The 13,310-nt window shown below is 61.7% G+C and carries 12 protein-coding genes and 1 tRNA gene; 8 read left to right on the top strand and 5 right to left on the bottom strand.

What is annotated here, in order from left to right; genetic code table 11:
• The first annotated feature begins 146 nt into the window (after window positions 1-146).
• From HKD28_RS14905 to HKD28_RS14895, 3 genes are read left to right on the top strand one after another with little or no spacing between them, the layout of a single operon-like run.
• The gene (locus tag HKD28_RS14905) at window positions 147-1,685 is read left to right on the top strand and encodes an adenosine deaminase family protein (RefSeq protein WP_194269002.1); all 1,539 of its coding nucleotides are present in this window, start codon (window positions 147-149) and stop codon (window positions 1,683-1,685) included.
• Window positions 1,682-2,758, top strand: a complete 1,077-nt coding sequence (locus HKD28_RS14900; RefSeq protein WP_194269001.1) for a purine nucleoside permease — start codon at window positions 1,682-1,684, stop codon at window positions 2,756-2,758. The genes HKD28_RS14905 and HKD28_RS14900 overlap by 4 nt, the downstream gene beginning before the upstream one ends.
• Window positions 2,759-2,761: 3 nt before the next feature.
• Window positions 2,762-3,652 (top strand): DUF817 domain-containing protein, encoded by an 891-nt coding sequence (locus tag HKD28_RS14895; protein WP_194269000.1) that lies wholly within the window; start codon window positions 2,762-2,764, stop codon window positions 3,650-3,652.
• On the opposite strand, the gene HKD28_RS14890 is transcribed toward HKD28_RS14895, so the two are convergent.
• The 5 genes from HKD28_RS14890 to mazG all read right to left on the bottom strand — a co-directional run bounded on the left by HKD28_RS14890 (window position 3,625) and on the right by mazG (window position 8,335).
• Window positions 3,625-4,674: a purine-nucleoside phosphorylase gene (locus HKD28_RS14890; RefSeq protein ID WP_194268999.1), complete on the bottom strand. Its 1,050-nt coding sequence runs from the start codon at window positions 4,672-4,674 to the stop codon at window positions 3,625-3,627. The genes HKD28_RS14895 and HKD28_RS14890 overlap by 28 nt on opposite strands.
• 132 nt (window positions 4,675-4,806) lie before the next feature.
• Window positions 4,807-5,952: a tRNA guanosine(34) transglycosylase Tgt gene (gene tgt / locus HKD28_RS14885; protein WP_194269028.1), complete on the bottom strand. Its 1,146-nt coding sequence runs from the start codon at window positions 5,950-5,952 to the stop codon at window positions 4,807-4,809.
• A gap of 29 nt (window positions 5,953-5,981) precedes the next feature.
• The gene (gene queA / locus HKD28_RS14880; protein WP_194268998.1) at window positions 5,982-7,025 is read right to left on the bottom strand and encodes a tRNA preQ1(34) S-adenosylmethionine ribosyltransferase-isomerase QueA; all 1,044 of its coding nucleotides are present in this window, start codon (window positions 7,023-7,025) and stop codon (window positions 5,982-5,984) included.
• 85 nt (window positions 7,026-7,110) lie between these two features.
• Complete coding sequence (locus tag HKD28_RS14875) at window positions 7,111-7,374, bottom strand: hypothetical protein (protein WP_174694489.1); 264 nt, start codon at window positions 7,372-7,374, stop codon at window positions 7,111-7,113.
• 157 nt (window positions 7,375-7,531) lie between these two features.
• Window positions 7,532-8,335 carry a nucleoside triphosphate pyrophosphohydrolase gene (mazG, locus tag HKD28_RS14870; RefSeq protein WP_194268997.1) on the bottom strand — a complete coding sequence of 268 codons (804 nt, stop codon included), beginning with the start codon at window positions 8,333-8,335 and terminating at the stop codon, window positions 7,532-7,534.
• Window positions 8,336-8,482: 147 nt separating this feature from the next.
• Here mazG and argC point away from each other — a divergent pair, with 147 nt between their 5' ends.
• The 5 genes from argC to HKD28_RS14845 all read left to right on the top strand — a co-directional run bounded on the left by argC (window position 8,483) and on the right by HKD28_RS14845 (window position 13,239).
• Window positions 8,483-9,382, top strand: coding sequence for an N-acetyl-gamma-glutamyl-phosphate reductase (gene argC / locus HKD28_RS14865; RefSeq protein WP_194268996.1), 900 nt, complete (start codon window positions 8,483-8,485; stop codon window positions 9,380-9,382).
• Between the two features lie 77 nt (window positions 9,383-9,459).
• Window positions 9,460-9,543 (top strand) — tRNA-Leu (locus HKD28_RS14860).
• A gap of 54 nt (window positions 9,544-9,597) precedes the next feature.
• On the top strand, window positions 9,598-10,755 hold the full coding sequence (locus HKD28_RS14855; RefSeq protein WP_194268995.1) for a phosphoserine transaminase: 1,158 nt from the start codon (window positions 9,598-9,600) through the stop codon (window positions 10,753-10,755).
• Window positions 10,752-11,891: an ATP phosphoribosyltransferase regulatory subunit gene (locus HKD28_RS14850; protein ID WP_194268994.1), complete on the top strand. Its 1,140-nt coding sequence runs from the start codon at window positions 10,752-10,754 to the stop codon at window positions 11,889-11,891. The genes HKD28_RS14855 and HKD28_RS14850 overlap by 4 nt, the downstream gene beginning before the upstream one ends.
• A 58-nt stretch (window positions 11,892-11,949) precedes the next feature.
• The gene (locus HKD28_RS14845; protein WP_194255840.1) at window positions 11,950-13,239 is read left to right on the top strand and encodes an adenylosuccinate synthase; all 1,290 of its coding nucleotides are present in this window, start codon (window positions 11,950-11,952) and stop codon (window positions 13,237-13,239) included.
• Window positions 13,240-13,310: the final 71 nt, after the last annotated feature.

The following is a 13,310-nucleotide window of genomic DNA, read 5'->3' as shown; positions in this document are numbered from 1 at the left end:
ATCTTGCCGGTGAACGGGGGGCCGTTATGCCATCGCAAGCGCGAACGGACCAGCTTTTCTGCTGTTGCGGATGGTGATGTCAGACAGGGTTTGTCACGATCTGAAAATGGCTTGCCACGTCGGGGGCGGAGCGGCATCGTTGAGCGATGCGACATCCTTTCCGCTCCCTTCTGCCCGCTGCTGTTCTGGGCATGACATCCGTTCTGGCACTGAATCCGGTCGCACAGGCTGCCTCGTCCGCCGCGCAGGTTTACGATCACGTCCGGAACGATCCGGTGCGTCTGAACATGTTCCTGCGGGATTTTCCCAAAGGGGCGGATCTGCACAATCATCTGGCTGGCGCGGTTTATGCCGAAAGCATGCTGGACTGGGCTGCGCGCGATGGGCTGTGCGTGTCCCTGACGGAAAAGCGCATTCTTGATCATGCCTGCACTCATCCGGGAGACGGCGAATTTCCTGCTGCCGACCTATCGCACCATGCGGGATCGGAAAATGCGCTGATCGATGCGCTGTCCATGCGCGACTTTGTGCCGTCGCCGGGGGATGCTTCCGGCCATGACCATTTCTTCGCGACCTTCGCACGCTTTAACGCCATCGCTGACGCGCATGAGGGCGAGATGCTGGCTGAAGCCCGCGACCGTGCTGCCCGCGATCATGTGACGTATCTGGAACTGATGATCTCGCCCGGGATTGGTCCGATGATCGGGGCCGGTTTCCATCATCCGTTGCAGGGCGACGACTTCGCTGCTGCGCATCAGGCGCTCGTTCCGGAAATTCCGGCACTGGTGCAGAAAGCCCGAGCCGAGACGGACCGGATGGAGGCCCAAGCGCGGGACGTGCTGAAATGCGGAACACCGCAGGCCCATCCGGGATGCGCGGTCACGGTGCGCTATCTGTTCCAGACCCTGCGGACGTTGCCGCCTCAGGCCGTTTATGCGCAGCTTGATGCCGGATATGCGACCGTGAAAGCCGATCCACGCTTCGTCGGGCTGAATATCGTCGCGCCTGAAGACGATCCGACTGCCATGCGCGACTACGACCTGCATATGCGGATGTTCCATTTCCTGAACGGCGTGTATCCGGGCGTGAAGCTGAGCCTGCATGCCGGGGAACTCACGACAGGCCTCGTCCCGACCGAAGGCCTGCGTCATCATATTCGCGCTGCCGTCGAAGTGGCAGGCGCCAGTCGGATCGGGCATGGCGTGGATGTGGCGCTGGAGGACGACCCTGAAACGCTGCTGTCCGAAATGGCGCGGCGTTCTGTGATGGTGGAAATCAACCTGACCAGCAATGACGAAATCCTCGGCGTCAAAGGTGCGGCCCATCCGTTTTTGCTGTATCGCAGGGCCGGGGTGCCGATGGCGTTGTCCACGGATGATGAGGGCGTCTCACGCGGGGATCTGACGCAGGAATATGTCCGCGCGGCCCAGACCTATGATCTGTCCTATGCCGATCTGAAAACGCTGTCCCGCGCCGGGCTGGACCATGCGTTCGTGCCGGGCGAAAGCCTGTGGTCCGGTCATCAGCCGGGGCAGTTCGTTCCGGCCTGCCGGACTTTGCCCGTCACATCCGCGTCCTGCACGGCGTTTTTGAAATCCAGCGAAAAAGCCCGTCTGCAATGGGCGCTTGAAGAGCGGTTCGGTACGTTCGAAGCTGCTGTCACACATGAGGGTCTCTATCAGTGAAATCTGTCTCAACCGTTTTCGGGGCCGCGCTCCTGTCCTTTTGTGTGTCTGGTCTGGCGTTGGCCCATGCCCCGATCCCCGTTCGGGTCGTGGTCGTCACGACGTTCGAGATCGGCAAGGATACGGGCGATACGGCGGGTGAATACCAGAACTGGATCGAAAAACTGCCCCTGCAGCAGACGATCCCGGCCCCCGGCACCGATCATGACGTGATGCACTACAATCCGGATCTGCATGTTCTGGGCATCGCAAGCGGCGAGGGGCCGGAGCACATGGCCTCGGCCATCACGGCCCTCGTGCTCGATCCGCGGTTCGATCTGCGACATGCCTATTTCGTGCTGGCAGGAATTGGTGGGATTGACCCCAATTTCGGGACCATCGGCTCGGCCGTCTGGGCACCACGCGTTATCAATGGCGGTCTGTCCCATCTGGTGGACCCACGCGAAATCCCCGCCTCCTGGCCGGACGGGTTTACGCCCGTGCAGGGCAGCACTCCGGATGAAAAGCCGCGTCCTGCGCTGCATTCCGGCATGGGGGACATGGAATATACGCTCGACCCGGCCCTCGTGCAGTGGGCCTATGGGCTGACGAAGGATATCGCGCTTCCCGACAATGCCGGACTAAAGGCCTCGCGCCTGCGTTACACTGGTTTTGCCGCAGCCCAGAAACCGCCTTCCGTGCAGCTTGGCGACACGATTTCTGGCGAGACGTTCTGGGTCGGCGCGAAAATGAACCAGTGGGCCGAGCGCTGGGTGAAATACTGGACGGATGGACAGGGCGTGATGGCCACGACGGCGGAAGAAGACGTCGCGTTCTGTCAGGCACTGGCGCTTCAGGGCAAGGCCGGACGCGTTGATCCGAAGCGTGCGCTGATCCTGCGGACGGCCAGCAATTTCGACATGCCCCCGCCGGGCCAGAGTGCGGCGCAGCTTCTGTCGGACGAAGCGCATGAGACGGGCTTTTCAGGATTTCAGGCTTCGGTCGATGCAGCCTATACTGTGGGAAGTGTGGTCGTGAAGGAACTGGCGACGCACTGGGATCGGTACGGCAAGGCCTTGCCGTCGGCGCAATGAAGCATGTCTGATCAGCCGCCTCTCCAGACCGGTGTTCTCGAACGCCGGATGGGGAACTGGGCGCGAAATCGGCTGCCGCCTGTCCTGCGGGATGCTATCCTGTTCGTGCTCAAACAGGGCTGGGCCGCGCTGTTTGGCGGCCTCTTGCTGGGGGCGGCCCTGCTCACGAGCGTTTTCTGGCAGCCCGCATGGCCGGTGCACCGCTATGATGCGCTGTTCGTGTTCGCCATCGTGGTCCAGCTTCTTTTCCTTGCACTGAAGCTGGAAACCTGGACGGAAGCGCGCGTCATCGTGCTGTTCCATCTGACGGGAACGGCCATGGAGTGGTTCAAGGTCCGCGTAGGGGCGTGGGGTTATCCCGAGCCCTGTTTCTTTCGTGTGATGGATGTGCCGCTGTTTTCAGGCTTCATGTATGCTAGCGTCGGCAGTTACATGGCGCGTGCCATTCGGATTTTCGATATGCGCTTCATCCCCTACCCGCCGTTCTGGCAGACATTTGGCTTGGCGCTGCTGATTTACGTCAACTTCTTCTCGCATCATTTCATCCCCGACCTTCGATATGCGCTCTTTATGGGCACGCTCGTGGTCTATGGTCGCACCATGATCCATTTCCGGATCACGCAGCGCGACTGGTGGATGCCGCTGCCTCTGGCGGCATTCCTGTCGAGTATTGCGCTCTGGATCGCCGAGAATGTCTGCACGACGAGCGGCATCTGGCGCTATGCGGGGCAGCACAGGCACCAGATGGTCGGTTTCAGCAAGATGGGATCGTGGTACCTGCTGCTTTACGTCGCCTTCATGACCGTCACGCTGCTGGATCAAAACCGGTTTTATCCGACCGCAAAAACCCGGGCTGCGACCTCTGGTCAGCGTGTCGGAACGTGGTCGCGGTAGCGGTCCCAGTGTGTGGCCAGTTCGCGCACGACCGGCTCTCCAGCGCGTTCGTTGTTGTCATAGGCGACGGCCTGCCCCGGTCCTTCGTCTCCCATGGACGCCGTGACCGAAACGCCGGGCGGGGGCATATCGAAATTGCTGCCTGAGCGCAGGACCATGATCCGCTCTGGATCAACATAGCCCAGTCCTGCGAGCATCCGCATATCGTACTGGTAGTGCTGGCTTTCCTCATTGGTCATGACGAAATGTCCCTGACCTTTCGTCCACATCGTGACCCAGTTCTCGGCCCAGCGGTTGCGTTCCGCGCCATGCCAGTAGCGCTCGGTACCCAGCGTCTCGCCCATCAGCACCATCGGCGGCTTCTGCGCCTGCGGATAACCGGCCCACGCTCTGCGACGTTCGGCAATCACCGGATCATCCGAGAGTTTTACGTTCTGGCTCAGGGCAAAAGCCCAGCGCGCCAGACCACGGTTGAGCGGATAGGCCTTGGTCAACTGCGCCACATCCGTCACGGAGCCATAATGGTTCGGGTTGTCGGGCAGGGTGTCCGGACGGCTCGCACCGATGGCGTAGAGGCCGTAAGGCCAGCCCTTCGGAATGGTGCGGTCGTCGATTTCGCGCACGGCGTCCGCATCCACAACCCATTGCGCCCAGGCCACACTTCCCACTGACGCCATATTCGGATTGACGCCGGAAATGCCAGTGAACAGCCAGTAAGTATGGTGCAGGTCAAAGCGCGGATCGAGCGCCAGTGCATGCAGATCCATATCGCCGTGGCGCAGGACGATGCCATACACGCCGTCCGCATTGCGGCGGAGCTGGTCCGGGACGCCGTGGATGGGAACGGTTTCGTCCAGATGCAGACGTTCCACCCAGTCCTGATATTCGCCGGGTGTGTCACCCGTATCGTGTCCGACTTCGAAGTTCGCCACGACCAGAACGCGGATTTCTTCCGGCGCAGCGAGGGCCGTTCCGGTTGCGAGAGTGGTGCCTAGAATGAAAGCGGAGACGACTTGGCGCATGGGAGGGTCTTTCTGAAGGTGAGGCAGGGCTCTGTCCTGCACCCGGAAGGGGTCTTGATCCCTTCACCCCAATTTATAAATCGGGATCAAAGGGACTGAGGCCCTTTGTGGGGTCTGGGGCAAAGCCCCAGCTTACAGGGCCAGATCCGGCATGGGCCATTCGTCTTCGGTCCAGTCGCCTTTGGCCCAGTCTTCGCGCAGCTTTACGGCCAGAGCATCCAGCGTGCCATCCACGATGGCGGCGCGGATCTGGCGCATCAGGCGCTGATAATAGGCCAGATTGTGCCATGTCAGCAGCATCGGGCCGAGCATTTCGTTGGCACGGAACAGATGATGCAGATAGGCACGGCTGTAGCGCCCAGCAACCGGCGTGTCGTCATGAGGCGTCAGCGTGCGGGTGTCTTCGGCGAAACGGGCATTGCGCAGATTGATGGCGCCGCGCTCGGTATAGGCGCGGGCCGTGCGACCGGCGCGGGAGGGCATCACGCAGTCGAACATGTCCACGCCGCGCATGACCGCGCCCAGAAGATCGTCCGGCGTGCCGACGCCCATCAGATACCGCGCCTTGTCCTGCGGCAGCATCGGCGTGGTGAAATCCAGCGTTGAGAACATCAACTCCTGACCTTCGCCCACGGCCAGACCGCCGATCGCATAGCCTTCAAAGCCGATCTCGGTCAGGGCCTTGATGGAATATTCGCGCAGATCACGCTCGGTGCCACCCTGCACGATGCCGAACTGACCATATCCTTCACGCGCGACAAACGCCTCGCGGGAGCGGGCGGCCCAGCGCATGGACATTTCCATGGATTTCCGCAGGGCTTCAGGTGTGGCGGGCAGGGCCGGACATTCGTCGAACGCCATGGTGATGGTCGCATCGAGCTTGAACTGGATGTCGGTCGAGATCTCCGGCGTCAGGCGGTGCTTGCTGCCGTCGATATGTGAGCGGAACGTCACGCCGTCTTCGTCGAGTTTGCGGAGCGCGCCGAGTGACATGACCTGAAACCCGCCGGAATCAGTCAGGATCGGGCCGGGCCAGTCCATCATTCTGTGCAGGCCGCCCAGTTTCTGCACGCGGTCCGCCGTGGGGCGCAGCATCAGATGATAGGTGTTGCCCAGAACGATGCCCGCACCCGTTGAGCGCACGGCGTCCATTGTCATGCCCTTGACCGTGCCGACGGTGCCGACCGGCATGAAGGTTGGGGTCGGGACTGTGCCGTGGCGGGTGTGCAGATGGCCCGCGCGCGCCATACCGCAGGTTGCTTCAGGCACCCAGGTCATTTTGGTGGCGTGATCGGTTTTGTGGTCGCTCATGGTGCGCGCTCCAGCAGGCAGGCATCGCCATACGAATAGAACCGCAATCCGTTGGCGATGGCGTAGGCATAGGCCTCACGCATGGTCTCGGTGCCGCTGAACGCGCAGACGAGCATGAACAGCGTCGAACGCGGCAGATGGAAATTGGTCATCAGGACGTCCACCGCCTTGAAGCGGTATCCGGGTTTGATGAAAATGGAGGTTTCGCCACGCCATGAGGCCACGGTCCCGTCTTCGCGGGCCGCGCTTTCCAAAAGTCGAAGTGACGTTGTGCCGACGGCTACGATCCGACCGCCGCGGGCGCGGGTCTCGTTGATGGCGGCGGCGGTTTCGGCGTCGATCTCACCCCATTCCGCGTGCATCTTATGCTCGGCAATGGTGGAGCGGACGGGCAGGAACGTGCCCGCGCCGACATGAAGCGTCAGGGTCCGGCGCTGGATGCCTTTTGCGTCCAGTGCTGCCAGTAGTTCAGGCGTGAAATGCAGGCCCGCCGTGGGGGCTGCCACAGCGCCGCGATACTGCGAGAAAATGGTGCGGTAATCCGTATCGTCCTGCTTCGTCGGGCCGAAGGGGCGTTCGATATAAGGGGGCAGGGCCAGCGCGCCGACCCGTTCCAGAAATGCGTCGAACGCATCGCCTTCAACCGAGAAGCGGATGCTGACCGCGCCATCGCCTTCATTTTCGACAACGGTGGCCGTGACGGGATCGTCTCCGAAATGCAGGATATCCTGTGGTTTTAACTTGCGCGAATTGCGTGCCAGGGCATGCCAGCTTCCATCCGCCAGAATACGGTCGAGCGTCAGGCCGATCTTGGCTTCTCCGCGCGTAGCAGCAAGCTGGGCGCGGATGACGGCTGTATTGTTGGCAATCAGCAGATCGCCTTCTCGCAGGAAATCCGGCAGGTCGCGGATCACATGCGGGTCAGGCGTCAGACCGGGCCGGACATGCAGCAGCGTTGCACTGTCACGCGGGCGTGCAGGTTCCGTCGCGATGTGATCGCGGGGGAGTTCGAAATCGAAGGGGGCGAGATCGTCCGTCATGGGAACGTTCTCTAGCAGGTTCGGCCCGCATGAAAACGTCAGACCCGCGGGCCTGACGTATCTTTTTGTGTAGCAGGTGTGCGTTTCAAGCCGAAACGCTGAGCAGATGGCTCGTATCGCTGCTGGAGCCGGAGTTCGAAGAGCCGCCGGAGGTCGTCTCGGAAATGATGTTTCCCTGGGCGTCCTCGACGATGGTCGTCGTGGAGCCGTCGGCATTCAGTTTGGTTGTCGTGGTTTCCTGCGTGGAGGAACTGCTGCTGGACGATGAGGATGCGCTGGAAGACGACGCGCTGCTCGCGCTGTAAAGGCTGCTCATGGCGGAAGAGCCGATGGAAGAAATGCCTGTCATGATGAAAAGACTCCGTTGGGAAGAAACGAAGACCAGTTTCGGATGAGAAGGTTAAGAAAGGATAAGGGCTCCTGTAACCGAGTGATACGGAGTGTATTCGGTTATGGTATTCGCGACGGTTTCATTCGCAGGGAAGGCATGATCTGTAATCAAGATGTCATTTCATGCCGGGAAGTGTCTTTGCTTCCTGCCAGAGTGCTTCCATGGTCGGCAGATCCTGCTCGGCCATGGTTTGCCCTTTCCGCGCAAGCATGGCTTCCATCGCTTCAAAGCGGCGGGTGAACTTGGCATTGCTTCGGCGCAGGGCCGCTTCGGGGTCGATATCCAGTTTGCGGGCCAAGCTTGCCACGGTGAACAGAACGTCGCCCAGTTCGTCTTCGATGCGGTCCCGGTCCCCGCCGAGTTCGGCTTTCAGTTCGTCGATCTCTTCATGAACCTTATCGAGAATGCCGGTGGGGTCGTCCCAGTCGAAACCCACGCGGGCGGCGCGTCGGCTCAGTTTTGCGGCGCGCATCAGGGCGGGAAGGGGGAGGGCAACACCGGCCAGTGCGCCGTATTCGGCCTTGCGCTGGCGTTCGGCGTCTTTTTCCCGCTCCCAGGAATCGTCATCCAGAGCCGCATCGCCGAAAACATGCGGGTGACGGCGCACGAGCTTGTCGGCGATCAGTCCTGCCACGGTCTCGAAATCGAAGTGACCTGCTTCCTGCGCCATCTGGGCCTGAAAAACGACCTGAAGCAGAAGGTCCCCGAGTTCGTCGGGGATGGCTTCGCGGTCGTCACGGGCGATGGCGTCCATGACTTCATAGGCCTCCTCGATTGCGAAAGGGGCGATCGTGGCCGGGGTCTGTTCCACGTCCCAGGGACAGCCGCCTTGCGGGTCCCGCAGGCGCTTCATGATGTCCAGCAGGCGGTCGATCTGCCGTGGGGACGGCTGGGAGGACGGCCGGTTGGACTGGGGCATGGGAAGATCCTGCTGTTATCGTGCTCAGAGGTTCATAGCCGTGCCGCCTTATGGATGAAAGCGCCGGATGCGCCCTGCGCGTGACAGCCTGACATTCCCGACGTAAAACGTCTGCCGGAACGGATTTGCAGACGGGGTTGCTGGCGCATGGCACGCATTTTCATTGACGGGGAAGCAGGCACGACGGGTCTGGGAATCCGTCAGCGGATCGAGGCGCTTCCGGCGTCCTATGGTCTGGAAATCCTGTCGATTGCGCCGGATTTGCGCAAGGACAAGGCCGCCCGTCGTTCCATGCTTGAACAGGCCGATGTCGCCATCCTGTGTCTGCCGGATGAAGCCGCCTGCGAAACCGTGGCGCTGGCCGAAGGGCTGGATGTCCGGATTCTGGATGCCAGCACCGCGCATCGGATCGCGGATGGCTGGATTTATGGCTTTCCTGAAATGGATGCGGAACAGGCGGCTGCGATCAAGGGTGCGCGGTTTGTCGCCAATCCCGGCTGCTATCCGACGGGCGCCATTGCTCTGATGCGTCCTCTGGTCGGGGCAGGACTGCTTCCGGCCGATCATCCCGTCTCGATCAACGCTGTTTCGGGCTATAGCGGCGCAGGGCGCGTAGCGATCGAGGAGCATGAAAAGAACGGCGGTCCGGCGTTTTTCCTGTATGGGCTCAATCTCAAGCACAAGCATCTGCCGGAAATCCGGCACTATTCCGGCCTGACGCGCCAGCCGATTTTCGTGCCGTCGGTCGGGCATTTCCCGCAGGGTATGATCGTGTCCATCCCGCTGCATCTGAACGACCTGCCCGGTCAGCCATCGGCGGCCGAGATCGAAGCCGTGCTTCAGGACGCCTATGCCGGATGCACGCATGTGCGTGTTGTGCCCGCCCAGACGCAGCTTGTGGCGGACACGCTGGCTCATACCGACGATATGGAACTGCGGGTGCATCATAACGGCGAACAGGTCGTTCTGACTGCGCGGCTGGACAATCTGGGCAAGGGGGCTTCGGGCGCGGCCATCCAGAACCTGCTGTTGATGCTGGGTCTGTAAGGCACGTTATTTCACACGGCCCGGATTTTGCACTCTGGCCCTTTTGCGGGGAATGCATTAGGGTCCGGGCTGCCCGCGCGAGAGTGGCGGAACGGTAGACGCAGTCGGCTCAAAATCGACCGCCGAAAGGCATAGGGGTTCGAGTCCCCTCTCTCGCACCATGAACGGTCATTTTCTGCCGGAATGACCTCAGGACCGATCAGCCCGGAACGTGCATGTCCAAGCCGACTGTCAAACCCTCTCGCCCGTTCTTCTCCTCAGGTCCCTGCGCCAAGCGTCCCGGATGGACTCTGACTGGTCTGGATCAGGCTCTGCTGGGCCGATCGCACCGTGCGCCCGAGGGCCGTGCGCGCCTTAAAGAGGTTATCACCCGTTCCAAAGACCTGCTCGGTATTCCGTCGGACTGGCGCGTTGGAATCGTTCCGGCCTCCGATACGGGGGCCGTGGAAATGACTCTGTGGGCTCTTGCTGGTGAACGCGGAATCGACGTCCTGTCCTTTGAAAGCTTTTCTGGAACCTGGGCGCAGGATCTGCGCGATGTTCTGAAAATTGAAGATCTGCGCGTTCTGGACGCGCCCTATGGCGAACTGCCGGATCTGACAACCGTGGACTGGAGCCGCGATGTCGTCCTGACATGGAACGGCACGACATCGGGTGTCTGCATTCCCAACGCTGACGCCATTCCGGTCGAACACGAAGGTCTGGTCATCTGTGACGCCACGTCTGCGGCGTTTGCGATGGATCTGCCGTGGGATCGGCTCGATATCGTGACATGGTCCTGGCAGAAGGCACTGGGTGGCGAGGCTGCGCATGGCATGGTGGCGCTCAGCCCGCGTGCCGCTGCCCGTCTGTCGCAACCATCCCTGCGTCCGCTGCCCAAGATTTTCCGTCTGGCTAATAAAAAGGGTCTGATCGAAGCCATTTTCGAAGGCGATACGATCAACACGCCGTCCATGCTCTGCGTCGAGGACGCGCTGGATGGTCTGCGCTGGGCCGAACAGATCGGCGGTCTTTCCGCCCTGAAAGCCCGCTCGCAGCAAAATCTGGCGGCTGTTGCCCAATGGATCGAAACGGCGGAATGGGTGTCCTTCCTCTCTGTTCGGGAAGAGACCCGGTCCAGCACGTCCATCTGTCTGAAAATCACGGCACCGTGGTTTGAAAGCCTGTCTGACGAGGCGAAGGGCAAGGCGGTCAAGCATCTGACCGGGCTCGTTGCAAAGGAAGATGCCGGTTACGATCTGGCCGCCTATCGTGATGCGCCCGCCGGTCTGCGGATCTGGGGTGGGGCTACGGTCGAGACGGCTGATATCGAAGCGTTGCTGCCCTGGCTCGACTGGGCGCATGAACAGACGCGTCTGGAGTTTTCGGCATGAGTCTGTATTCCGAAAGCCCAAGTTCCGCCCTGCTGCCGTCCGGTTTTGCAGACCTGCTGCCGGGTGAGGCCGAAGCCGAAGCCCGTGGCATTGCCAGCGTGATGGAAGCGTTTTCCCGTCACGGCTATCAGCGTGTCCGGCCGCCTCTGCTGGAATTTGAAAGCTCTCTTCTGGGTGGTTCGGGGGAATCCCTCGCTCCCCAGACCTTCCGCCTGATGGACCCGAACTCGCATCGTATGATGGCGCTGCGTCCGGACATGACGACGCAGATTGCCCGGATCGCGAGCATCCGTCTTCAGGACGCGCCCCGTCCCCTGCGCCTGTCCTATTCGGGAAGCTGCATCGTTGTCGGCACGCCGGGCCGCGAGGCTGACCGTCAGGTCTCGCAGGCCGGCATCGAACTGATCGGCCCGGATAGTGCGCAGGCCGATGCGGAAGTTATTGCGCTCGGTGCAAAGGCGCTTGCGGAACTGGGGATCGAGGGGGTGTCGTTCGATCTGTCCATGCCCGCTCTGGCGCTGGGCCTGATCGAAAGGGTTATTTCCGAAGCCGACCGCGAGCCCCTGCTCCATGCGCTGGACCGCAAGGATGCCAGTGCGGTGGCGGAACTGGGCGGCCCAATTGCCGGGATGCTGGCCGTCATGCTGCGCGCTGCCGGTCCCGCCGACCGTGCGCTGGATCTGCTGGCTGAACTGGATTATCCCAAGGATATTGCCGGACATTTCGAACGTCTTGCAGCCTCCGTGGCAGCGATCCGCGAGCGCAGCCCCGATCTGCGCCTGACGATTGATCCCGTGGATTTCCGGGGCTGGCGCTATCATACCGGTCTTTGCGTAACGGTATTTTCGACCAGTTCGCGTGAGGAGTTGGGGCGCGGTGGACGCTATCTGGCTGGGCAGGAGCCTGCCTGCGGTCTGACGCTCCGCCCGCAGGCCCTTTTGCGTGCAGCCCCGGTGCCTGCGTCGCGCCCGCGCTGTTATGTGCCTGTCGATCTGGACGCATCCCGTCTTTCAGGCTTGCACAAGGCCGGTTATGCCACGGTGTCCGCCCTGTCTCATGACGAGGACGCGCTCGCTCAGGCGCAGCATCTGCGTTGCACCCATGTCTGGAAGGACGAGGCGGCCCAGCCGCTCTGACCTTGCCGGTCCCTTTCGTTTCTCCCGTCTCGTATTGTCAGTTCTAGGAAGTCAGCTCATGTCCAACGTCACCGTGATCGGAACCCAGTGGGGAGACGAGGGTAAAGGCAAAATTGTCGACTGGCTCGCCAGCCGTGCCGATATCGTTGTCCGCTTTCAGGGTGGCCACAATGCCGGTCACACGCTGGTCGTGGGTGAGCAGGTCTACAAGCTGTCCCTGCTGCCGTCCGGTCTGGTGCGCGGCAAGATCGGCGTGATTGGCAATGGCGTCGTCGTGGACCCGAAAGCCCTGATGACCGAGATCGACCGCGTAACCGCACAGGGCCTCGTCGTAACGCCCGAGACGCTGTGGATTGCCGAGAACGCTCCGCTGATCCTGCCGGTTCATGGTGCGCTCGATCGTGCGCGTGAAGCTGCCCGTGGTGAGCATAAGATCGGCACGACCGGTCGTGGCATCGGCCCGGCCTATGAAGACAAGGTCGCCCGTCGCGCCATCCGGATCTGCGATCTGGCCGAGCCCGAGACGCTGGACTGGAAGCTGGACGAACTGCTCCTGCATCACAACACGCTGCTGGCCGGTCTGGGTGCCGAGACGTTTACGAAGGAGCAGCTCAAGGACTTCCTGACCGAGATCACGCCGCGCCTTCTGCCGTTCTCCTGCCAGGTCTGGGATCGTCTGGACGAAGCCCGTCGTGCCGGTCGCCGCATCCTGTTCGAAGGTGCGCAGGCTGTCATGCTGGACGTCGACCACGGAACCTATCCGTTTGTCACGAGCTCCAATACGGTTGCGGCTGTTGCAGCATCGGGCAGCGGTGTCAGCCCGTCTTCAGTCGGTTTTGTGCTCGGAATTGCCAAGGCTTACACGACCCGCGTGGGCGAGGGACCGTTCCCGACCGAACTGCACGATCAGACGGGCCGGACCCTCGGTGAGCGCGGCCATGAATTCGGTACCGTCACAGGCCGCCCCCGTCGCTGTGGCTGGTTCGATGCGGTTCTGATCCGTCGCGCCGTCCGCGTCGGTGGCGTCAGCGGCATCGCCCTGACGAAGCTGGACGTTCTGGACGGTCTGGACGAGATTTCGATCTGCGTGGGTTACGAACTGGACGGGCAGAAAATTGAAACGTTCCCGTCCGCTCCGGGCGCACAGTCTCGCGTCAAGCCGGTTTATGAAACGATGCCGGGCTGGAAAGAAACGACCGCTGGCGCACGATCCTGGGCCGAACTGCCCGCCCAGGCCATCAAATATGTTCGTCGTATCGAGGAGCTGATCGAAGCCCCGGTGACGCTGCTGTCCACCAGCCCGGAACGCGACGACACTATCCTGATGCGCGATCCGTTCGAAGACTGATCTCTCACGACCGGAATCGCTTTCCGCATTAACGAAGTCTCAATCCCTGTCCGGCACAAAAGACCGGACAG

Origin of the sequence: Gluconobacter cadivus (assembly GCF_015244745.1) — a bacterium.
In the GTDB taxonomy this organism is placed as follows: domain Bacteria; phylum Pseudomonadota; class Alphaproteobacteria; order Acetobacterales; family Acetobacteraceae; genus Gluconobacter; species Gluconobacter cadivus.
This window is presented reverse-complemented; position numbering and strand designations above follow the sequence as displayed.